We start from the raw sequence: 22718 nt of genomic DNA, 5'->3' as shown, positions 1-22718 counted from the left end.
GGTGTACAGCCCCTTGAAGCATATTGCCGTCAGCGGCTCTCCATTTGAGCGCGGAGCGCAATACGGGGAGACGCTGCGGCATGATATCCGGGATTTTCTGAGTGATCATGTCGCCCGGATCAACATTGTCAGACGCGATCCGTTAACGCTGAAGGAAGCCTTAAGTATGGCTGACAGCTATATTCCGCATATCGAAGCTTGCACGCCTCAGCTCGCCGAGGAGATCAAAGGGCTGGCACAGGGTGCCGGCATCAGCTACAGGGAAGGCATGCTGCTCCAGCTTAGGCGAGAGATTATCGCGGCCGGCCTGGAATGCACCGCGTTTGCCTGCTTCAGCCAGGAGGGGCATGCCGTCATTGCGCAGAATGTCGATTTGGCGGGCCGATTGACGGACCTGGGGATGATACTGGAAGTCCGAACGCCGGGAGAGGAGCCTGACCTGTTGATGTATACGCATGTTGGTCTAATCGGATATTTGGGCATTAACAGCCTTGGACTTGGCATCGGGCTGAATATGGTGCTTAGTCCGGGGTGGCGGGCTGGCGTCCCTCCCTATCTTCTAATCCGCCATTTGCTGCATCAGCCGACCCTGGAGGCATGCAAGCGCGAAATCGGCCGGATTCGCCGCGCATCCTCCAGAAACCTGCTGATGACGGACGGCAGACGTCTGCTTAACGTGGAAATGACCGTTGACAACGAGCATGTGCTTGAAGATCGCTTTCTGGTGCATACCAATCATTATTTGCATGAGGAATTCAAACGCTGCGATCTGGTGAGTCCGGGCACCTCAACGTACCCTCGCCTCGAACGGACGAAGGACAAGCTGCGGCAATACGGCAACAGCCCGGCAGTGTGGCAGATCGAGGAGCTGCTCGCTTATCACGAGAGCGGGCCGGGAAGCCTCTGCGTTCATCAGGATGGAAATCCGCGCAAGGTCGCGACGGTAGCTTCCGTCATTATGGAGCCCGCCGAGGGCAGGATGAGGGTCTGTAAGGGCTACCCCTGCAGGGATCCATTTTATGTGTATCGGTTCGAGAGGAGGCGGATGGCATGACGAAATATTTCATTCAATTAAACGACAGGGTCGTGCCTTATGGCGAAGCGACCATTCACGTAGGCTCCGCAGCGATGAAATACGCGGCCTCCGTATTTGAAGGGATTCGCGGCTATTGGGATGCCGGCCGGCAGCGGCTGCACCTGTTCTCATTGTCCGAGCATGTCGATCGGCTACTGGACTCCATGAAAATCATGGGGATGGAGCATGACTGGAGCAAAGAACGGGTGATCCGGAATATTCACAACATTATTATGGTCAATCGGCTGCAGGAGGATTGTTATGTCCGGGTTGCGGCCTCCGTCGAAGCGGACGGCCCCCTGGAGTCGAAGGGACCCGTACTGCTCAGCGCTGCTGCCTTCCCGATGCAGCGGAAGCCGCATGCGGATCAAGGCATTCATATTTCAGTCTCCTCCTGGCAGCGCATATCCGATCATATGATGCCGCCAAGAATCAAATGCATTGCCAATTATCAGAACGGCCGCCTGGCGCTGCTGCAGGCCAAGTCGGACGGTTATGACAACACGCTTCTGCTGAATCAGAACGGTAAAATTGCAGAGGCCCCGACAGCGGCATTTTTCATCGTCAAAAACGGTATGCTGATCACTCCCGCCGTCACGTCCGGTATTCTGGAGAGCATCACCCGCAGGCATATCCTGAACTGGGCCAAGAAGCTGGGCCTGCCTGCAGATGAGCGGGAGCTGGACCGGACGGAATGTTACTTGGCGGATGAAGCTTTTCTCTGCGGGACGGGGGCGGAAATCCTCCCTGTCGTGAGCGTTGACCGTTATGAGCTAGGCTGCGGGCGCATCGGCCCGGTTACGGCACTGCTGATGAGGCAATATTTCGATGCGGCATATATCCGGGAACAAAGCCTGGAACCAAGTGTGGAGGATATCGTGATTTATCCGAAGGAGGAGATCGAAAATGCAGATGCAGCGCTTCCTATATGAACAGGATTATAACCGAATGGTGGCCAGCTCAGGGAGCCGTCTGGACGAGGAGATCAGGGAACTGGAAGGCAGACTGGAGAACGACGGCTATGTGTATAGAAACAAGCCGTTTCAGCTATACCCGAGAGTCGTCATTTTATCGTCCTCTGACCGGGAATGGATACGAAATGAAGCCGAGAAGCTGCTTGCTATACTGGAGAAGGTCATTCAGCTTTATAACAAGGATGTGGACACCCGGCGGTTTTTCATGCTGGATGAAGCCGCTTCCCGCCTTGTGCGGATCGATCCCGGCTATGATCGTAAAATCCGCATATCCCGGTTCGATACGTATCTTGTGCCGGGCGAGGAGGGCTTCAAGGTGCTGGAAAACAATACGGATTGCCCGGCTGGCGTCATTTTTACAGGGCGCGTCAATAAGGTGCTCAGGCAAATTCCGTCACTCTCCACCTATTTGAAGAATATCCCGCCTATTTATGAGGAGGGCATCCACAAGCCCGATGCATTTATCCATGAATTGACTTCAACCTTTGCGGAGTTTTCCCCCGGATCACAGCTCCGGAGCATGGCAATCCTTCAGCTTGAAAATCGGGTCAGCCTCGAGGTGAAGGAGATGGTCAAGCTTCTTCGCCTATCGGGAATCGAAGCCGTTGTTGCAGATCCAAGGCAGCTGTCCTACCGGGAAGGCAAGCTTTATGCAGGTAACCAGCGGATTGAGCTGATCTGGAATAAAATAAACACCGCCGATTTTATCCCTCTCTTGGGCGATGCCGATGCACTGTCCGATCTGATCTGGGCTTGCGAGGACCTGGCCGTCTGCCATGTCAATTCTTTTCAGGCCCGATTTATAACGGAGAGCAAGCTTTGCCTGGCTTACCTTTCAGACCCGGCCTTCCACAAGCATTTCACCGCAGAGGAGCGCGGAGTACTCGACAAGCATATCCCTTGGGCACGGAAGCTGTCTGCTATGCCCGGCGAGGAGCATGATGAGCTGGCGTTACGCAAGCTGTTCAAGCTGCATCGGGAAAAGCTGGTATTAAAAACCGCTTACGACATCAGAGGGGAAGGGGTTGTCATCGGCCTGTCCACTACCCAGGAGAAATGGGAGGAGCTGATCGATCAATGCTGGGACAAGCCTTACATCGTGCAGGAGCTCATTGCTGCACCCGAAATTCCGGTTCCTTCCGGCGGGGAGCGCTCTCTGATTCATAAGAAGTTCAGCGCGGATCTGTTCATGTTCGGCGGGGAATTTCAGGGCTTCGGCTCCAAATTAAGCGATGAGCTGAAGGTGAATGTGTTCCAGGGCGGAAGCAAACAGGCGATCTTCTCCATTGACGACAGCCTGGCTACACCGCCAGGAACAAAGCGGGCGCGTTCGGACTGCGATTCCTGCGGCGGCTGCTGCGCCCATGCTGACGAGCGCTGCTCCTGACGGTTAAGGCGTCTTGCCTTTGGCAGATCATTAGATTAGAGGAGGGATTGTTGATGATAGAATCCCATGATCCGGGACCGGAAGCCTTCAAAGGAATATCCACAGCCTGCATATCGGATGCTCTTGACACCTTCGGCATCAACGGAGGGCTGGAGGGCTTGAAGCCTCTCGGTCCGGGCATGGCTCTTGCGGGCCCGGCTTATACGCTGCAGTATGAGCCGGTCCCGGAAGGAGAGGCAGCCCAAGCGGGCGAGTTTATTGACGAGGTGCCGGAGGGATGCGTCGTCGTTATCGCCAACGGCGGCAGGCAGTATTGTACCGTATGGGGGGATTTGCTGACGCATACCGCCATCATCAAAGGTCTGAAGGGAACGGTGATCGATGGCTGCTGCCGAGACGCGACAGCGATTCTGCAAACGGGTTATCCGTTATTTTCCCTGGGCAGTTATATGAAATCAGGCAAAAACCGGGTCAAGCTTGCAGCCCGGCAGGAGCCGGTAACGATTCGCGGCACCGTCGTCCGTCCCGGCGATATCGTAGCTGCGGATGACTCGGGGGTGATCGTTATTCCCCAGGAAATGGCAGACCAGGTATATCGCCGGGTCCGGGAAATTGAAGAGATGGAGGAGCGGATTCTGCTCGATCTGCGGAACGGCATGCCGATGAAGGAAGCCAGGATCAAGCACCGCTATAACCAGTACGCGCTGCGTGTCAACGCATAATCCAAGGTCGGGAGTGGGGGTGCGGCATGGGGCAAATCGTATTTTTGAATCGGAGCAAATCGTTTCCATATAAAAGCTGGGTCCCTGAAATCACCGAAAAGCTGACGCTGTTTACGCAGGTGGATATTCCTGAAGAGGACGGCTATGACTTCGTATTCAAAAGAGAGGCTCTAGACCGGGATGCGCTCATGGAATGGGAGCTGATCGGACTGAGCGAACGGCATCCTGTGAAGGCGGTTGTGTGCCACTCGGAGTATGATCTTCTCCGAGCCGCGAAATTGCGCGAATACTTCCGCCTGCCCGGACAAAATGCGAAAAGCGCGCTCGCTTACCGCAATAAAACGATCATGAAGGAGCGGGCCAGGGAGGCAGGCATCGAGGTCGCCCATTTCAAGGAAATCGCGACCCCTGCCGATATTGCCGCATTTGTCCGGGAACAAGGCTATCCGGTCGTGATCAAGCCGGTTGACGGGGGCGGCTCGCGGCATACTGCCGTGCTGCGGAGCAGCGATGAAATGCGGTCATTTCTGGAGAGCGGCATGCCTCAAGGGATGATGATCGAATCGTTTGTGGAAGGCGAAATGTACCATGTCGATGGATTAATGCACCGGGGGGAACTGCTGTTTGCCAGCGTTTCCCGTTATGTGAACGGATGTCTGTCGTTTCATTCCGGGACGAGCCTGGGGAGCGCCATATTGAACTCGGACACGGCTCTCATATCAAGGCTGCAGAGCGAAGCCGAGCGTACACTGCGTGCCCTGCCGGCTGCTCCGGTGATCGCATTTCATGCCGAGTATTTCCTCACGAAGGACAATCGCCTTCTGCTGTGCGAGATTGCTAGCCGTACGGGCGGCGCCCGTGTGGTCGACGCTAATGAGGCAGCCTTCGGAATTCATTTGAACCGCGAGTGGATCCGGCTTCAATGCGGCCTGCGCGCCGAGCTGGGTAATCTCCGCGATCATCGCGGGCGGACGGCAGGCTGGCTTATCGTTCCCCCGGGTGAAGGGATCCTGCGTTCGATCCCGGCAGCTGCGCCTTTTGAATGGGTAGTCAGCTATGTGCCGGCTTTGCGGGAGGGCGAGCGTATGACAGGAGCCGTTTCAAGCGTCGATCATATGGCGAGCTTTGTCGTAGAAGGCGCTGACGAGCAGGAGGTTGAAGCGCGCATCAAGGAATTGGATCAATGGTTCCGGGGGCAAATCCGGGTTGAAGCATGAAGGGGGAGCGCGCATGAGTCAGTATAAGAGGCTGTTCTCTCCGTCTCTGGTCGTTTATTTCATGGTGAATACGATGTTCTTCATGGGGATAGGAATTCAAGGAATTGCTATCCCCTGGCTTCTTCTTGAACGGACGGGAGGGGCTCTGTCCGTGGGAATTATGCTCTGCATTCGGGCGCTGCCCGGCGTCCTTCTTGTGGGGGTGGCCGGGGCGTGGGCAGATCGTTACGACCGGCGGAGGATTTGCTTCTATATGAATCTGCTGCAGGCGGTGCCGATGCTTATCATATCCTATTTGATCGGGCAAAATGCTGCAGGGTATGCCTCCGTTTATATCATTACATTGTTCCTGTCGGTCGGGAACACGTTTTTTGTGCCTGCGGCCCGGGCGTATATGCAGGAGCTTGTCGAAACCTCCCATCTGATGAAAGCCAACTCCCTTCATGAAATAACGTCCCAAGCGGGAAATATCATCGGCATCGGGCTGGGAGGCATCCTGGTTGCTCTTGTGAATGCCGCCAATACGCTTGCAATTGGGGCAGGCGCTTTTTTGCTGTCCGCCGTATTAGTTATTTATATGAAGCGGCGGGAGGCTGCTGCCCGGCCTGCTTCCGTGGAGGGTTTAAGCCGGGGACAGCTTTCGCAGACGGTCAGGTATATCCGGGAGCGCAAAGCGCTGCTGGCGGCGATATTATTCATTCTGTTTCCTTCGCTGGTGGTGCAGGTTAATAACATTCTTGTCGGGGCATATGTCAAAGATATTCTTCGGCTGGGCGCAGACAGCTTCAGCCTGGTCAGCGTGATGTATTCAGCGGGAGCGATGCTGGCGGGAGTGCTGCTCGTAACGGCAAAAAAGCCCGGCACAGGACGCAAAACGATTTTTGGTGCTCTGCTGCTGCTGTCCCTTGCGCAGGGTTGGTTCGGTTTTACCTATCATATATCTGCCTCGGCTTCGGCTATATTTGCAGTAGGCTTCTTTGTGGTCATGTCGCGCAGCTGGCTCAACTCCAAAATCATGGAGGAGACAGAGGATGCATTCGGTGGCCGGATCCAAAGCGTTGTCAACATGATGAACTCCCTTATGATTTTATTGGCCGGCCTCTTCATCGGCATATCAGCCAGCTTACTAAGCTATCCGGTGATTTATCTTGCCGTTGCGGGAATCGGCGCCGTTGCCGCTCTGCTGTCGTGGCCTGGTTTCAGGAATGAGGATCACTCTATAGTGCACAGCCGTTCACCTTCGGAAGATGAGCCGAAAAGCGCGGGCCTGTAATAAATTTTAAAATAGACGGATGAAACGAACCTCTTATTGAGCGCGCCAGAATGAAGCGTCCCGGTAAGAGGTTTTTGATGTCTTCATTTTGGGGAATGTTATGGTACAAAACGGGTCACTATGTTAGAATCGAAGCTAATTTGAATTGTTTTGTTGAATTTAGGAAGCTGAGACCTGTGCTGCGAATTGCTGTCTATCCAGCTATGGTACGTTGCTTAAGCATTGGAAGTAGGTTAGAATAAAGTGAGAATCAGTGATAATCACTTAGAATAATTCTAAAGTGAGAATTATTGTGCTATAATGCAGGAAGCAAAGGGAGGCGTCCCTTTAATAATATACGTAAGGATTATAACGACTTAATGGAGGGAGCAGTAAAACATGGCGACACATTTCGTTATTGAAGGACTTAAAGCGACAATCGAGGACAAGGAGATTCTCAAGGGAATCGATATTGAAATAAAAGGTGGAGAAGTTCATGCCATTATGGGACCGAACGGAACGGGCAAAAGCACGCTCGCTTCCGCGCTGATGGGACATCCCAAATATGAAGTTACCGACGGCAAGGTGCTTCTTGACGGAGAAGACCTGCTGGAAATGGAAGTAGATGAGCGCGCACGCGCAGGCATGTTCCTGGCTATGCAGTATCCAAGTGAAATTGCTGGTGTGACAAATTCCGACTTCCTTCGCAGTGCGATCAATGCACGCCGCGGGGAAGGCAATGAGGTATCCCTTATCAAATTTATCCGCCAAATGGAGAGCAAAATGAAGGAGCTGGAAATGAATCCTGAATTTGCGCACCGTTACCTGAACGAAGGCTTCTCCGGCGGGGAGAAGAAGCGGAACGAAATTTTGCAAATGATGATGCTTGATCCGAAAATCGTTATTCTTGACGAGGTTGACTCCGGTCTTGACATCGACGCTTTGCGCATCGTAGCAGAGGGTGTAAACTCCATGCGCAGCGAGGATCGCGGGTTCCTGATCATTACTCACTATCAACGGCTTCTTGACTACATCAAGCCTGACTTCGTCCATGTGATGATGCAAGGCCGCATCGTGAAATCCGGCGGTCCTGAGCTGGCTGAGCGCCTTGAGAAGGATGGATACGATTGGGTTAAAGAAGAGCTCGGAATCGTAGACGAGACAGTGGGAGAGCAAGTTTAACGGAAGGAGGAGCTAAGATGACTACACAAACCGTTCTACCGGTAGAACCGGATGTACTAAAGACCGCTTCCGTGAGCAACGGAGAACCGGCTTGGTTGACAGAAAGCCGCATAAGCGCATTGAAGCTTGCGGCAGGCCTCGAGCTGCCGAAGCTGGAGAAGACTAGAATTGACCGTTGGAATTTGCAGAACTATGGAACGCCGCGTCAAGGGCAGGCCGACGCTATGCAGGAAATCCCCGAGAGCGTATCCGGCCTGGTCGAGCTGAACGAGCAGAGCAGCCTGATCGTTCAGCGGAACTCGACAGCCGTCTTTACGAAGCTGTCTGCAGAGCTCGCTGCCAAGGGCGTTATATTCACAGATCTAGAGACGGCAGCCCGCGAGCACGGCGATCTCGTGCAGAAATATCTGCATCAGTCTGTAAAGAGTGATGAGAACCTGCTTACGGCGCTTCATTCCGCCATGTGGAGCGGGGGAGTCTTCCTCTATGTTCCGAAGAACGTAGAGATTGACGTTCCGCTGCAAAGCATTTTCCTTGTGGACGACAGCAAGGCTGTATTCGCTCCGCACGTCCTGATCGTTGCCGAGGCGAACAGCCGTGTAACCTATGTGGATAACTATATCTCCGGCGATCTCGCTGAGCCTATCGTGCATAATGGCGTGGCCGAGGTATTCGTTCAAGCGGGGGCGATGGTTCAATTCGCGACTGTTCATAACCTGAGCGAGAAGACAACGGATTTGACTTACCGCCGCTCCGTCATTGAGAACGATGGACGCATAGAGTGGATCGTCGGCGAAATGAGCTCTGGCGATACGATGAGCGAGACGCTGTCCGTGCTGAAGGGCAATGGATCGTCGTCCGATGCCAAGGTGATCGCGATCGGCTCCGGCTCCCAGAAATTGAACTATACGACAAAAGCCGTTCATTTCGGAAAGAGCTCGGACAGCCAGATGATTACCCGGGCGGTGATGCGCGAGCAGGCCACGGCGATTATCAACGGCGTTACCAAAATTGAGCATGGCGCTACGAAGGCGAACGGCGAGCAAACCGAGAAGGTGCTGATGCTAAGTCCAAAGGCTCGCGGAGACGCGAACCCTATCCTTTTGATCGATGAGGATGATGTTACGGCAGGTCATGCGGCTTCCGTAGGCCAGGTTAACCCGGAGCAAATCTACTATTTGATGTCCCGCGGCATCAGCAAAGAGGAAGCGGAGCGCCTCATCATTTACGGCTTCCTGGCTCCTGTCGTGGCGGATATTCCGCTGGAGCAGCTGCAGCAGCAATTGCAGACATTGGTTGAAAGGAAGCTAGGACAATGAACCCGGCGCTGATCAAGGAGCAGTTCCCCATTCTGAATCAAGAGATCAACGGGCATCCGCTCGTCTATCTTGATAGTGCTGCAAGCTCCCAGAAGCCGCGCAAGGTGCTCGATGCGCTGAAGCATTATTACGAATGGGATAATGCCAACGTGCATCGCGGCGTCCATACGCTGGGCAGCCGTGCTACGGATGACTATGAATCGGCTCGTGAGAGGGTGGCCCGCTTTATCGGGGCGAAGCATACGGAGGAAATTATCTTTACCCGGGGGACGACGACGGCTATTAACCTCGTCGCTTCGTCCTACGGACCTTCCGTTCTCGGCGAGGGCGATGAAATCGTCATAACGCCGATGGAGCATCACAGCAATCTCATCCCCTGGCAGCAGCTGGCTTTGAAGACCGGAGCTGCCTTGAAATATATTCCGCTTCAGCCTGACGGCAGCGTCAAGCTGGCAGACGTAGAGAACACCGTCACCTCCAAGACGAAGATCGTAGCTATGGCTTATGTATCGAACGTACTCGGCGTGGTCAATCCCGTGAAGCAAATCGCCGAAATTGCCCACCGCCACGGTGCGGTCATGGTTGTTGACGGGGCCCAGAGCACGCCGCATATGAAGGTGGATGTTCAGGATCTGGACTGCGATTTCTACGCTTTCTCGGGACATAAAATGTGCGCTCCGACCGGTATTGGGGTACTATATGGTAAGAAGCGTCTGCTTGAGGCCATGGAACCGATCGAATTCGGCGGAGAAATGATCGATGACGTAGGAATGTACGAATCGACATGGAAGGAGCTTCCTTATAAATTCGAGGGCGGTACGCCGATTATTGCCGGTGCGGTAGGACTGGCGGCGGCAATCGATTTTCTCGAGGAGATCGGCATGGATGAAATCCATCGCCATGAAACGAAGCTTGCAGCCTACTCGATTGAGCGCTTGTCGGAAATCGAAGGAATATCGATCTATGGACCCCGGGAAAGGGAGGTCGGATTGATTACGTTCAATCTCGACGATGTTCACCCGCATGATGTGGCCACGGTGCTTGATGCATCAGGCATCGCGATCCGGGCTGGACACCATTGCTGCCAACCGCTCATGCGCTGGCTTGAAGCGAGTGCGACGGCGAGAGCTAGCTTCTACTTGTACAATACGGAAGAAGACATCGACCGTTTGGCCGACGCTTTAATCCAAGCAAAGGAGTATTTCAAGTAATGCAACTTGACGACTTATATCGGCGCGTTATTATGGATCATTATAAAAACCCGCGCAACCGCGGGAAGTTTGACAATGACGTCTTGACCGTGGATCTGAACAATCCGACCTGCGGGGACCGCATATCTCTTCAGCTTATCGTCGAGGACGGGATCGTGAAGGATGCGCGGTTTACAGGGGAAGGCTGCTCGATCAGCATGTCATCGGCATCGATGATGACGGAGGCCGTTAAAGGCCTTACCTTCGAGCATGCCCTCCAGCTGGCCGACCGTTTCTCTTCGCTGATGAAGGGCGAGGACGTCCAATTTGACGAACTGGAAGATATCGAAGCTCTATCCGGTGTCAATAAATTCCCTGCCCGGATTAAATGCGCGACACTGGCTTGGAACGCATTGAAGAAAGGGATTCAAGAGTCATAAATTACAAGGAGGTAATCCACCATGGCTAAGAAGGCTCCAGATATAGGGGAATACAAATATGGTTTCCGCGACGAGCATAAATCTATTTTCCAGTCAGGCAAAGGCTTGACTCGTGAAATCGTTGAGGAAATTTCGAAAATTAAGAATGAACCGCAGTGGATGCTTGATTTCCGCCTGAAATCGCTTGAGCAGTTCGAGAAAATGCCGATGCCGCGTTGGGGCGGCGACTTGGATGAGCTTGATTTCGACGATATCCAGTACTACGTAAGACCGTCGGAGAAACAAGGTAAGACATGGGAAGAGGTTCCCGCAGAAATCAAAGAAACCTTCGATAAGCTCGGTATTCCGGAAGCGGAACAGAAGTTCCTGGCGGGTGTATCCGCCCAGTACGAATCTGAGGTTGTCTACCACAGCATGCAGAAGGAACTGGAAGAGCAGGGCGTAATCTTTAGCGATACGGATACGGCGCTGCGCGAGCATCCGGAGATTTTCCGCGAATACTTCGGCACGATCGTTCCGCCGACAGACAACAAATTTGCTGCACTGAACAGTGCGGTGTGGTCAGGAGGAAGCTTCATTTACGTTCCGAAGGGCGTAAAATGCGAAATTCCTCTGCAGGCCTACTTCCGCATTAACTCGGAAAATATGGGACAGTTTGAAAGAACGCTGATCATTGCGGATGAAGACAGCTTCGTACATTATGTAGAGGGCTGTACCGCTCCGGTATACAGCACGAACTCCCTGCACAGCGCGGTTGTTGAAATCATCTGTAAGAAGAATGCACGCGTTCGTTACACGACGATTCAGAACTGGGCACCAAACATCTACAACCTGGTAACTAAGCGTGCTGTAGCTGAAGAGAATGCGAATATGGAGTGGGTTGACGGCAACATCGGCTCCAAGCTGACGATGAAGTATCCTGCTGTTGTACTGAAAGGCCGCGGCGCGAAGGGCAGCGTGCTGTCCATCGCTGTAGCCGGCAAGAACCAGCATCAGGACTCTGGAGCGAAGATGATCCATCTGGCTCCGGATACAACGTCTACGATCGTGTCTAAATCGATCAGTAAGCACGGCGGTAAAGTAACCTATCGCGGTCTGGCTTCCTTTGGCCGTCAGGCTGAAGGCGCGAAATCGAACGTCAAATGCGATACGCTCATTCTGGACAACGAGTCTACCTCCGATACGATTCCTTATAACGAAATTATGAACGATAACATCGTTCTGGAGCATGAGGCCACAGTATCGAAGGTGTCCGAGGATCAGCTGTTCTATCTGATGAGCCGCGGTCTGACCGAGGATGAAGCGACGCAAATGATCGTTATGGGCTTCATCGAGCCGTTCACGAAAGAACTGCCGATGGAATATGCGGTGGAGATGAATCGTCTCATTAAATTCGAGATGGAAGGCAGCATCGGGTAATTGCACGGCTGCACCCTGCAATATTGAATTCGACAATATAAACTTCGCGGTCCTGAGGGCCGCGAAGTTTTTTTGTCAGCGAACATATTTTCATGCCTGCTTGCTGTAACTTCCTAGGCTTTAGCTGAATAGGCTATCGCATACCGTTTAGGAGGGATATGAATTGTTTAAACATCAGCAAAAGCATCACCCCCATTTAGCATGGCATGAGACTTTGGAAATGCATGAGCTAACGGCATATCAGAGCAATCAGCTGGTACATTTCAAGATGGTCGTGGATGATATCGCCAATCCGAAGCTGAGAGCCCTGTATTTAGAGGCGATCAAGAGCATTGAGAATAACCTGAAGGAGCTTCTGCAGTACTTTCCGAAGGCGCCGCAAGGAACGAGAAGTCAGAACACTGGCATAGATTTGACGGCTTTTTATGCGGGGCAGCTGCTCGGGTTCGCGAAGACGGCAGTACGTACTTATGCGATTGCCATTACGGAGACCTCTACTCCTCAATTAAGGGAGACCTTGCAGAAGCAGTTGAATGCGGCGATCCAGCTTCATGCGAAAGTCTTCTATTTCATGCTGGAGAACGGGTACTACCCTTCCTATGACCTTCCTAAGCTTCTGGCCAACGACGTCGCTAATGCTAATAAGGCGCTCGCTTTATAATCGGATCTAAAAAACCTTCCGCATGGCCATGCGGAAGGTTAGAGTCCATATAGAGCAGTGAGCAGGAGTACTAAATATAAACCTCGGTAATCGACAAATTCCGTTCTTTGGATAAGTCTACGAATCTGGAATCGGTTTGAACGAGCGGACGGAAGAAATCCGTCTGATTAGTCATGATGATCGACCCCACCTCGCCGGAATTGAGCAGCACCTTCTTGCCGATAAAGTTCGGGAGGAGATGATTGATCAGCGCTTGGGTCGGCTCCGGACTCAGCTGGCCGAAGCTTAGGGAGTTGAGCTCCCGGAGAACCGTGAGGAGCTCCTGCTTGGACTGGTAGACGCGGTTAGAGGTCATGGCCGTGTAGACGTCTGCTACAGCGGCTATTTTGGCATACGGATGGATTTCGTCTTTGTGCAGGCCCTTCGGGTACCCGCTGCCATCTTCCCGTTCGTGATGCTGCAGGGCGACCAGTGCGGAAATCTCGTCTCCCGTAGAATTCAGAATGATATCGTACCCGTAGAGGGTATGGCGCTTGACCTGTTCGAATTCCTCCGGCGTCAGCTTGCCTGGCTTGCCGAGGATGTCCTGGGAGATCATGCATTTGCCAATATCGATTAAATAACCGGCTTTTCCGGCTTCATAGGCTTCCTCTTTAGGATAACCCAGCCAAGTTGCGATATAATAAGAGAGCATTCCGACCTGCATGGAATGATTGTATGTATAATTATCACCGTTATTCAGGAGCAGTAGCAGTGAGACAACGTCCTTCTGGCCGACCAGCTCATTCACTAACGGCTGCAGCAGCTCGTCGACCTTGGAGTCATCAAAGGTTCCGCTAGATAGCGCTTCCAAGAATATCTGTTCATAGCCATCGACGGCTTCGTCGAATAGCGGGACAACCTTCTTGACGGGATCATGGTGCGTGCTGCTGGAAGGATTGTTCATGTCGATGGTGCGGGGTTCAATGTCGATGTAGTCGATTCCGTGCTGCATCAGTTTGACGATTGCATCATGGGTCAGTTCTGTTCCCTTATGCAGAATTAAAACGCCGAATTGATTGAAAATATCATTCTTAAGACGGTCGCCGGGGCTGATTTCGATTACATGTAATTTCAAGAACGATGACACCTCATAATCTGCAGTATTTCCTTCATGATAGCAGGGAATAACTGGATTGGCAATGATATTTTGGGTCTTTGGACGCTATAGATGTGATATTTGTCCTGGCGCCGAAGGGTCCCAAGGTCCTTGTCCATGACCCTTCCATTCCGTTCCGTCCTCCCAGACTTCCTTCTTCCAGATGGGGACGATCTGCTTCAGTCTTTCAATGGCATAGCGGCTCGCTGCATAGCTGTCATCGCGGTGAGGCGTGGATACGGCAATGATTACACTGCTCTCGGCAATGTCGACCTTCCCGATGCGATGGCTGATGGCGCACATGGTTCCTGGCCAATTCGCTGCGATTTCCGTGCCGATTTGCTTCATTTTGGCCAGGGCCATAGGAATATAGGCCTCGTATTCCAAATAGACGGTACGCTGATTTCCGGTCATTTCCCGGGTCGTTCCGACAAAGACCAGCGTTGCTCCGTGGTTGGCGGTATTGACCTTACAGGTGACCTCGTCGATCGATAGAGGCTCTGAGGTGATGACGTACATATCATTGTCGAAATAGAACGAGTCTGGCTCCATGTCCCCTTGTCCTCCGGACACTGGAGGGATGAGGGCGATTTCGTCCTGTTCGGTAATGAGAAGATCCCCGGCTGCATATTCTTGATTGACAGCGAGAAAAGACAAGTGAACCAGCGCTGCGGCCTCCGGATATAATTCGGCGATTTTCTGCTTAAGGCTGGCAGCGGTAACCGTGCTTTCGAGACAGGTTACCTCAATCCGCGAAGCACCGATGTGTTCTGCCAATCCTGCGAATAGAGAAATCGTTAGCGTCATATTCATTCACCCCGTAATACTTGATAAGCCCCTATAATATATCATATTTAGGGAGACAATGATCAATTTTGAGGTATATAATATTCTACATCTAATCTTTTTACTAGGACGGCTGTACAGGCATAGATCGAGGGGGGATAAATCATGCTGCCGGATACGAACCAGAAGACGCTAACCATATTGTATACCAACGATCTGCATAGCCATTTCGGCGCCATGAAACGGATCGCTTCTATGGTGAATGAGCTGAGGCTCCAGCATAACGGCGCGGTGCTGCTGCTGGATATCGGCGACCACATGGATCGCGCCGCTCCCGAGACGGAAGGCACGATGGGACAAGCCAATGTCGATGTTCTTAACCTGACGGGATATGACGCAATAACGATTGGCAACAATGAAGGCCTGACCTTTACGCCCGAGCAGCTGGATCAAGCCTATGCAGGACTGGCCTGCGAAATCGTCTGCGGAAATTTGCTGGATGCCAGGACGGGTAAGCCGCCCGAATGGATGAAGAGGCATGCCATGCTAGAGAGAGCCGGCTTCAAAGTCGGTCTGATTGGAGCGACAGCCGCCTATGTTGAATTTTACAAGCTACTGGGCTTGACGGCGCTTGATCCGCTAGAGGAGATAGCAAGGTCGGTTAAGGAGCTGCGCAGCGAGGTCGATCTTGTCATAGTGATGTCGCACTTAGGTCTGTCCTTTGACCGCCAGCTCGCCGAGCAGGTTCCTGGGATTGATCTGATTCTTGGCGGCCATACACATCATTTGCTGGAGGAGCCGCTCCGAATCGGTCAGACGGCAATTGCAGCAGCGGGGAAATTCGGCAGGCATCTCGGACAAATCACGGTAGAGCGCGATGCCCTGACCGGGTTGGCCAAGGTCGTCTCAGGCATCTGCCTGCCTGCCGAGAGCGGGCCGGAGGATTACTCGGTAGCCGAAGCGCTGGAAATTCACAGGCACCGGGCGGTCGAGCGGATGGCCCGAACCGTAGCGGTCATTGAGGAAGAGCTCCCAGTCCGCTATGACCAGGAATCTCCGTTCGGCAATCTGCTGGCCCAAGCCGTCAGAAGGTTTACAGGGAGCGATCTCTCAATTGTAAACAGCGGCCAGCTGCTCTCCGGACTGCCTGCCGGAGAGATCAGCGAGGGCATGCTTCATGAGCGCTGCCCCTCGCCGATTAATCCTTGCCGCATGAATTTGCCGGGCAAGCATATATTGTACAGCCTGGAGCAATCCCTGATTGCGGAAATTACGGACAAGGCGATCTACGGGTTTGGCTTTCGCGGGAAGCAGCTGGGCGGTATCTGCGTCGACGGCATGGAGATTTTATATGACCCGAATGCCTTGCCTTATCACAAAATCATCGAGGCGAGCATTCAGGGCGTTCCCATCGTTCCGGAAGGCGTTTATTCGGTAGGTACGCTGGATATGTTCACGTTCGGCATCGGCTACGAATGCCTGAAGGAGGGGAGCAGCCAGGAGTATCTGCTTCCTGAATTTCTGCGGGATTTGCTGCGGATGGAGCTCCAGACGGCTGGCGCGGTCGAAAGCTGCTTCTATCACCGCTGGAGGATCCGGACGGAGAGCTAAGATGACAAGCGGCGATGCCGCTTCATTAAGGGGAGTGAGCCATGAATTCTATTGTCGCGATTATCCTGGGGATTGTAGAAGGCCTGACGGAATTCATTCCGGTATCTTCAACAGGCCACATGATATTGACGGCCAAGCTGCTAGGCTATGATGATTCGACTCCCGAGATGAAAACATTCATGATTGTGATTCAGCTTGGTGCGATTCTTGCTATTTCATGGGTATACAGGGAAAGGATTCTCCGTTTGCTTGGATTGAAAAAAGAGGTGACCCCGCTATTCCGGAACCCGGCTCCATCGGGCCGCCTCGATCTCGTTCATGTCATTCTCGGCATCGCTCCGGCCCTGGCGGTCGGCTACTTCTTCAGGGACTTCATCAAGAGCTTGTTCAGCCCATCGACCGTGCTCTGGGCTTTGCTCGCCGGCGGGGTATTCATGATCGCGGCAGAATGGTATTCCAAGAACAAGGCCCAGGTCACGGCCAAGGATATCGATCAGCTTACCCACAAGCAGGCGCTATGGATCGGGTTGTATCAATGCATATCCGTGCTGTGGCCGGGCTTCTCCCGCTCCGGCTCGACGATCGCCGGCGGAATGTTCAGCGGGGCGAGCTACAAGGCTTCGGCGGATTTCTCCTTTCTGATCGCGATCCCGATCATGATTGCCGTTTCGGGTTATGAGATGCTGGATTCTTACCGGTATTTTACCTTAGACACCCTGGGATATTTCGCAATCGGTTTTATCGTATCATTCATCGTGGCTTATATCGTGGTTATGGCCTTTTTAAAATCCATTCAGAGAATTCAGCTGAGGCATTTCGCTTATTATCGTTTTATTCTTGCTGCTTTATTTTGGACATTTATCATGCGATAGCTCGGGGCGACAAGCCAGTCATATCACATTATAAAGCCGCTTTTCGCAATACATATCATATTAACTTAACCTTAGAGACGGAAGTGGATTTATCATGCGATTAATTCCAATCAATTCGCTACAGCCTGGAATGAAACTGGGTAAGAAAATATATAACGAGGAAGGCATCGTTCTGCTGTCGGAGAATGCCGAGCTGACGGAAGCCATTATCCGGCGGCTGCGCAGCCATGGCTTGAATTACGTGTATGTCGCCGATCCGCGTACCGATGACATTGTTCCAGTAGATATGATCGAGGAGAGTACGCGGCGCAGGGCGCTGATGGAGATACGCACGAATTTTCGGAAAATGACGGAGCCTGCGGTCAAAGGCCTTGTCTATCCTTATCTGGGCAAGACGTTCTCCGGACTCGTCGAGGAGATCATGGACGACCTTAGCTCCAGGGAGGATGCCATGATCATGATGATGAACATTAACAGCATGGATCAGTATTTGTACAGGCATTCCCTTAATGTATGCATCTATACGATACTACTTGGGCAGGTTCACGGATATTCCAAGAGTGAGCTGAAGCTTCTTGGCCTTGGGGCGCTTCTGCATGATATCGGAAAAACGAAGCTCCCGCTCAAGCTGCTGACCAAGCCGGACAAGCTGACGGATGAGGAGTATGAGCAGATCAAGCTGCATCCGGAGATCGGGTTCAAAATGCTGAAGGATGAGCCCGGCATCCCCCTCATCTCCGCGCATTGCGCTTATCAGCATCATGAACGGCTGAACGGCAGCGGCTACCCCCGGGGAATCAAAGGGGAGGAAATTAGCGAATTCGCCCGCTGGATCGCGATTACGGATTCCTATGATGCGATGACGACACACCGGGTATACCGCTCCGCCATGCTGCCCCATCAGGCGCTGGAGGTGCTGTATACCGGGTGCGACCTTCTGTACGAGAAATCCAAGCTTGAGGTGTTTCGCGACCGGGTCGCTATTTATCCGCTGGGCATGATGGTCAAGCTTAGTACGGGGGAAAAGGGCATCATCGCCAAAATCCACGGCATTTTCCCGCAGCGCCCCGTCGTTCGCGTGCTGACCGACCCTTACGGCGAGGATTTAAAGACTCCTTATGATCTGGATTTGTCTGAGCAATTATCGATCGTCATTACAGAAGTGGACGGAATGAATCAAATTGGTTAACATTATGTAGTGGATTCTATAGGCGAAATAGGGTTTGCAAGGGAAGACGTGCCGCATTAGTGCACTCTTTTCTTTTTTAGGTTAATAATAGAAATAAGGTGGGCCAATAATGAAAATACTTAAGCATACATCCGCTATGACAGCACCGGTGAATCCCAAGGATGATCCCTGGGATCCGATCGTCTCTCTGAGGGAGTTCGGCCGGCATGTGCTGACCAGCGTGGAAATGACGGTTACGAATCTATGCAATATGCGCTGCGAGCACTGTGCTGTCGGGGACAGCCTGGTGCTGAAGGAGCCGGAGCAAATCCCGCTCGATTTGATGCTTCGCCGTCTCGATGAAGTGGAGCATCTGCGGACGATCAGCATTACCGGCGGCGAGCCGACCTTCCGCAAGCAGATGGTGGACGAGAAGATTCTGCCGATTCTGAAGTATGCGAAAGAGCGGGGAATCCGATCGCAGATCAATTCCAACCTGACCCTCGATTATGAGCGGTACGAGAAGCTGATTCCTTACCTTGATGTGATGCATATTTCGTTCAATTATACGAACGAGCAGGATTTTTATGAGATAGGCTTTGCAAATAGCGGGCATCCTGTGAAGAAGGAAGTCGCTTACAAGCTGTACCACACGATGATCGAGAATTCGCGCAGGCTGAGCGAGGCGGGAATGTACATTTCGGCGGAGTCGATGATTAATTACCGCACCCATAATAAGATGCCTGCTATTCACAAGCTGATTACGGAAATGGGCTGCCGTCGGCATGAGGTTCATCCGATGTATGCATCCAATTTCGCCAAGGGGCTGCCGGTCTTATCGCTGGATGAGATGCGCCAGGCGATTCATTCGCTGCTCGATGAGCGTAATAAAGAGATATGGATGTTGTTCGGAACGCTGCCGTTCTACGCCTGCAACGACAATGAGGCCGATGCCGCCCTGCTGAAGCGGCTCCGCGAGGAGCCGATGGTGACGGTCCGCAACGACCCGGATGGGCGCAACAGAGTTAATGTGAACATGTTTACAGGGGAAGTGTTCGTAACGGACTTTGCTGACATTCCTTCCTTTGGCAACGTGCATGAGGAGCGGCTGGATGATATTTTTGCGAAATGGCTGAATGACCATCCTCTCAACCAGAAAGTTAATTGTTATTGCGAAGCGGCCAACTGCTGCGGTCCTAACCTGCTCGTTGCCGACATGTATTATCAGGACATCGACTTTAAATCCCGCAAAGCAATCACACTTTAGAAAAGAGGCGCTATACCTATGCCCGACGGACATACGGAATTTGAAATTGGCAAGCTGATATTCAATTTGTTTCTGGTTATCATTTTAGTACTTTTGAATGGTTTTTTTGTTGCGGCGGAGTTTTCGCTGGTCAAGGTGCGCCAATCCAGGCTCACCCAGCTTGTCAGCGAAGGCAACAAGCGTGCAGCATACGCGCTCAAAGTCAATAAAAAACTGGACGCCTATTTATCAGCCACGCAATTAGGAATTACGTTGGCCTCGCTTGGGCTGGGGTGGGTCGGGGAGCCGGCTGTATCCGAGCTGTTGATCAAACCGTTGATGTACAAGATCGGCGTGACGGATGCGACGCTGATATCCACGGTATCGGTAGCGGTAGGATTTGCGATCATTACCTTTTTGCATATCGTCATTGGAGAGCTGGCGCCGAAATCGCTCGCAATTCAGAAGTCGGAGTCAGCATCCTTATGGCTGTCCGCTCCCCTGCTGTTCTTCTACAGATTGTTCTTGCCGGTGATCTGGCTGTTGAATTCTGCAGCGAACGGCTTGCTGCGGCTCATCGGCATCCAGCCGGCCGGCGAGAGCGAAGCCGCCCATTCGGAGGAGGAAATCCGCATTCTGATGGATCAGAGCGCGAAGAGCGGCGTCATCGACCAGGACGAGATGAAGCTGATGGACAATCTGTTCGATTTCTCCGATTTGCTGGCCAGGGAGGTCATGCTGCCGAGAACCGATATGGACTGCTTATACACTAACCTCTCCTGGGAGGAGAACATGAAGATCGTGGAGGAGACGAAGCATTCGCGTTATCCGGTCGCCGTTGAGGACAAGGATCAGATTATCGGGTTCGTGCATTTGGCCGATCTGTTCCTCCAAGATGGAGGAAGCTCCCGGAATCTGACCCAAATCGTACGGCCGATCCTGAATGTGCCGGAGTCGATGGAGGTCAGCCACGTGCTTCGTCTCATGCAGAAGAAGCATTCCCAGTTGACCGTGGTCGTGGATGAGTATGGGGGTACGGCCGGGCTGCTGACCGCAGAGCGGATTATGGAGGAAATTGTCGGCGATTTATATGACGAGTTCGACGTCGATCGTCCGGAGGTAGAGAAGCTTAGCGACGGCACCTTCTCCGTCGATGGCCGGATGCTGATCGAGGATGTGAATGATTTGATGGGCATCATCATCGAGCACGATAAAGTGGATTCCATCGGCGGCTGGCTGTTTAAGGAGCTGGATGGGGCCCCGGCCGTTGGCAGAAATGTTCAAGTCGGGAGCATTCTCTTCGAGGTTGCCGAGGCCGAACCCCTTCGCATCATGCGGGTAAACATCAAGAAGGTGAGCGGCCAGGGCGATACAGAACAATCGAATACGGAGTCGGCAGGCAAGGAATCGGAGGGAACTTCGCAAGAGTACGAGCCTGGCGTATAAGATCTGGCTCCTGTCCGGGCGTGGAATCGCTTGGCAGGAGTTTTTTTTCTGTCTTTTTTGTTATTTTGCGCAATTGTTGGTTCATATTCTGGGCGAACGTCATATGTTAATGGTGAGGAATAGGGAGCATTGCTCCCCATAAGTCGGAAAACTCAAAATGACAGAAGGAGGAACGCTCGTTGAATCATCATTCATGGAGTCATCCCCAAGAGCAAGCCTGGGCCCCTTTTATCGGTCCGTTCGACCCCTGTCCGCCGATTTTGTGCAAGACGTATAGTACTCCTCCGCAGTTGTTCATGCACTTTCAACCGCTGAATCTTCCCCAGTTCTGCCCGGAAGACGCTTTAAGGCACGGAACCCTGTGGCCTGCGCTTTACAGTCCCTATGAGTCCAAATGGGGAAAAGGAAGGTGAGATGATGTCACATAAAGCCGATTTGGATCCGCAATTTTATGAGATGCTCGAAAAGCTGCAGGCCCTCGATTTTGTGCTTGTTGAACTGAATCTGTTCCTGGATACGCATCCTGATGATCTGGCTTCCATTCAGCAGTACAACCAGCTGGCGCAGGAACGGAGCCAGCTTGCGAACCATTTTCAGCAGCTCTATGGTCCCCTCATGAACTTCGGGCATTCCTTTTCGAAATTTCCGTGGGAATGGTCCAAGGTGCCGTGGCCGTGGCAGGTGTAACTCCCTGCCTGGCTTCACTTTTGCTGAAAATGAATAAGGAGGGAATGCAAGCTTATGTGGGTCTATGAGAAAAAGCTGCAGTATCCGGTTCGCGTAGGAAAGTGCGATATTCGAATGGCGAAGCTGCTGATCGAGCAATACGGGGGGGCGGACGGGGAGCTGGCTGCAGCCCTGAGATATTTGAATCAGCGGTATACGATTCCCGATAAGGTTATTGGCTTGCTCAACGATATCGGTACCGAAGAACTCGCCCACCTGGAGATGATTGCTACGATGGTGTATAAGCTGACCAAGGATGCGACGGTAGAGGAGATTCGGGCGGCTGGGCTGGATGAATATTACGTGAATCATGACAAGGCATTATTCTACGAGAACGCCTCAGGCGTACCGTGGACCGCCGCTTACATTCAAGCCAAGGGCGACCCGATCGCCGATCTGTACGAGGACATTGCGGCAGAGGAGAAGGCCCGGGCTACATATCAGTGGCTCATCGATATGACCGATGACGTCGACCTGCAGGACGGCCTCAAATTCCTGCGGGAGCGGGAGATCGTACACTCGCTGCGCTTCCGCGAGGCGGTAGAGATTCTGAAGGATGACCGGGATAAGAAGAAGTTTTTCTAGCAGCCTAATTTGAGATGAAGGTGGTAACCGATGTCCAAATCCAAGCGCGGAAAAGCGTTGTGGGCGCTTCCCTCCAGAGGCCGGGGCACCTGCCCGGTATGCGGAAGCACGCGCATCAAATTGCTGTATACGAAAACAATCGGCTCCGGGCAGGCCTTGAAAGTATGCAAGCGCTGCTTCAATGCCCCCCAGGAAAAAATTGACGCTGCCGGCATGCTTGGCGTAAAGTAAATCGCGCCTCATTTGTGCGGATAGACACGCTGAAGACAGGAGTATCAGGGAGGAGCAGAAATATAAACCTA

23 protein-coding genes are annotated in these 22718 nt (G+C 52.7%); 21 read left to right on the top strand and 2 right to left on the bottom strand.

The genetic code is table 11. The annotated features are described in order from the left end of the window. The first annotated feature begins 13 nt into the window (after positions 1–13). The 12 genes from BN2762_RS21435 to BN2762_RS21380 all read left to right on the top strand — a co-directional run bounded on the left by BN2762_RS21435 (position 14) and on the right by BN2762_RS21380 (position 12838). The gene (locus BN2762_RS21435; protein WP_055108895.1) at positions 14–1054 is read left to right on the top strand and encodes a C45 family autoproteolytic acyltransferase/hydrolase; all 1041 of its coding nucleotides are present in this window, start codon (positions 14–16) and stop codon (positions 1052–1054) included. After that, positions 1051–2007 carry an aminotransferase class IV gene (locus BN2762_RS21430; RefSeq protein WP_055108894.1) on the top strand — a complete coding sequence of 319 codons (957 nt, stop codon included), beginning with the start codon at positions 1051–1053 and terminating at the stop codon, positions 2005–2007. Before BN2762_RS21435 ends, BN2762_RS21430 begins: the two co-directional genes overlap by 4 nt. Continuing rightward, positions 1982–3436, top strand: a complete 1455-nt coding sequence (locus BN2762_RS21425; RefSeq protein WP_055108893.1) for a circularly permuted type 2 ATP-grasp protein — start codon at positions 1982–1984, stop codon at positions 3434–3436. Before BN2762_RS21430 ends, BN2762_RS21425 begins: the two co-directional genes overlap by 26 nt. Before the next feature lie 53 nt (positions 3437–3489). Then, positions 3490–4158: an RraA family protein gene (locus BN2762_RS21420; protein WP_055108892.1), complete on the top strand. Its 669-nt coding sequence runs from the start codon at positions 3490–3492 to the stop codon at positions 4156–4158. Between the two features lie 26 nt (positions 4159–4184). Further along, positions 4185–5375 (top strand): ATP-grasp domain-containing protein, encoded by a 1191-nt coding sequence (locus tag BN2762_RS21415; RefSeq protein ID WP_055108891.1) that lies wholly within the window; start codon positions 4185–4187, stop codon positions 5373–5375. Positions 5376–5388: 13 nt separating this feature from the next. Further along, positions 5389–6648: an MFS transporter gene (locus BN2762_RS21410; RefSeq protein ID WP_055108890.1), complete on the top strand. Its 1260-nt coding sequence runs from the start codon at positions 5389–5391 to the stop codon at positions 6646–6648. A 378-nt stretch (positions 6649–7026) separates the two neighbouring features. Next, positions 7027–7809, top strand: coding sequence for a Fe-S cluster assembly ATPase SufC (sufC, locus tag BN2762_RS21405; RefSeq protein ID WP_055108889.1), 783 nt, complete (start codon positions 7027–7029; stop codon positions 7807–7809). Between the two features lie 17 nt (positions 7810–7826). After that, positions 7827–9128 (top strand): Fe-S cluster assembly protein SufD, encoded by a 1302-nt coding sequence (sufD, locus tag BN2762_RS21400; protein ID WP_055108888.1) that lies wholly within the window; start codon positions 7827–7829, stop codon positions 9126–9128. Continuing rightward, positions 9125–10339, top strand: a complete 1215-nt coding sequence (locus BN2762_RS21395; RefSeq protein ID WP_055108887.1) for a cysteine desulfurase — start codon at positions 9125–9127, stop codon at positions 10337–10339. Before sufD ends, BN2762_RS21395 begins: the two co-directional genes overlap by 4 nt. Then, a complete protein-coding gene (gene sufU / locus BN2762_RS21390; protein ID WP_055108886.1) occupies positions 10339–10758 on the top strand; it encodes a Fe-S cluster assembly sulfur transfer protein SufU in 420 nt (139 codons plus the stop codon). Before BN2762_RS21395 ends, sufU begins: the two co-directional genes overlap by 1 nt. 21 nt (positions 10759–10779) lie before the next feature. After that, positions 10780–12177 (top strand): Fe-S cluster assembly protein SufB, encoded by a 1398-nt coding sequence (gene sufB / locus BN2762_RS21385; RefSeq protein WP_055108885.1) that lies wholly within the window; start codon positions 10780–10782, stop codon positions 12175–12177. Positions 12178–12397: 220 nt separating this feature from the next. Next, positions 12398–12838 carry a spore coat protein gene (locus tag BN2762_RS21380; protein WP_055110272.1) on the top strand — a complete coding sequence of 147 codons (441 nt, stop codon included), beginning with the start codon at positions 12398–12400 and terminating at the stop codon, positions 12836–12838. Between the two features lie 70 nt (positions 12839–12908). Here BN2762_RS21380 and BN2762_RS21375 read toward each other — a convergent pair whose 3' ends face one another. Together BN2762_RS21375 and BN2762_RS21370 are read right to left on the bottom strand one after the other, a co-directional pair. After that, entirely contained in the window at positions 12909–13955 is a 1047-nt protein-coding gene (locus BN2762_RS21375) for an HD-GYP domain-containing protein (protein WP_055108884.1), read from the bottom strand. Positions 13956–14042: 87 nt separating this feature from the next. Next, positions 14043–14783, bottom strand: coding sequence for a molybdenum cofactor biosynthesis protein (locus BN2762_RS21370; RefSeq protein WP_055108883.1), 741 nt, complete (start codon positions 14781–14783; stop codon positions 14043–14045). A 147-nt stretch (positions 14784–14930) separates the two neighbouring features. On the opposite strand from BN2762_RS21370, the gene BN2762_RS21365 reads away from it, so the two are divergent. From BN2762_RS21365 to BN2762_RS21325, 9 genes are all read left to right on the top strand, one after another. Continuing rightward, positions 14931–16373, top strand: coding sequence for a bifunctional metallophosphatase/5'-nucleotidase (locus BN2762_RS21365; protein ID WP_392391602.1), 1443 nt, complete (start codon positions 14931–14933; stop codon positions 16371–16373). Positions 16374–16414: 41 nt separating this feature from the next. After that, positions 16415–17245 (top strand): undecaprenyl-diphosphate phosphatase, encoded by an 831-nt coding sequence (locus BN2762_RS21360; protein WP_055108881.1) that lies wholly within the window; start codon positions 16415–16417, stop codon positions 17243–17245. A gap of 94 nt (positions 17246–17339) precedes the next feature. Then, on the top strand, positions 17340–18434 hold the full coding sequence (locus tag BN2762_RS21355; RefSeq protein ID WP_055108880.1) for an HD-GYP domain-containing protein: 1095 nt from the start codon (positions 17340–17342) through the stop codon (positions 18432–18434). A 109-nt stretch (positions 18435–18543) separates the two neighbouring features. After that, positions 18544–19680, top strand: a complete 1137-nt coding sequence (yfkAB, locus tag BN2762_RS21350; RefSeq protein WP_055108879.1) for a radical SAM/CxCxxxxC motif protein YfkAB — start codon at positions 18544–18546, stop codon at positions 19678–19680. A gap of 18 nt (positions 19681–19698) precedes the next feature. Beyond that, positions 19699–21105, top strand: coding sequence for a hemolysin family protein (locus tag BN2762_RS21345; protein ID WP_055108878.1), 1407 nt, complete (start codon positions 19699–19701; stop codon positions 21103–21105). A gap of 179 nt (positions 21106–21284) precedes the next feature. After that, a complete protein-coding gene (locus tag BN2762_RS21340; protein WP_055108877.1) occupies positions 21285–21518 on the top strand; it encodes a spore coat associated protein CotJA in 234 nt (77 codons plus the stop codon). A 4-nt stretch (positions 21519–21522) separates the two neighbouring features. Next, positions 21523–21792, top strand: coding sequence for a spore coat protein CotJB (locus BN2762_RS21335; RefSeq protein ID WP_074048748.1), 270 nt, complete (start codon positions 21523–21525; stop codon positions 21790–21792). A gap of 54 nt (positions 21793–21846) precedes the next feature. After that, positions 21847–22416, top strand: a complete 570-nt coding sequence (locus BN2762_RS21330; protein WP_055108875.1) for a manganese catalase family protein — start codon at positions 21847–21849, stop codon at positions 22414–22416. A 30-nt stretch (positions 22417–22446) separates the two neighbouring features. Continuing rightward, positions 22447–22647 carry a hypothetical protein gene (locus tag BN2762_RS21325; RefSeq protein WP_055108874.1) on the top strand — a complete coding sequence of 67 codons (201 nt, stop codon included), beginning with the start codon at positions 22447–22449 and terminating at the stop codon, positions 22645–22647. Positions 22648–22718: the final 71 nt, after the last annotated feature.

Origin of the sequence: Paenibacillus ihumii, assembly GCF_001403875.1 — a bacterium.
GTDB lineage: Bacteria > Bacillota > Bacilli > Paenibacillales > Paenibacillaceae > Fontibacillus > Fontibacillus ihumii.
Note: the sequence above shows the minus strand (reverse complement) of the source record. Positions and strands in the feature narration are given on the sequence as shown.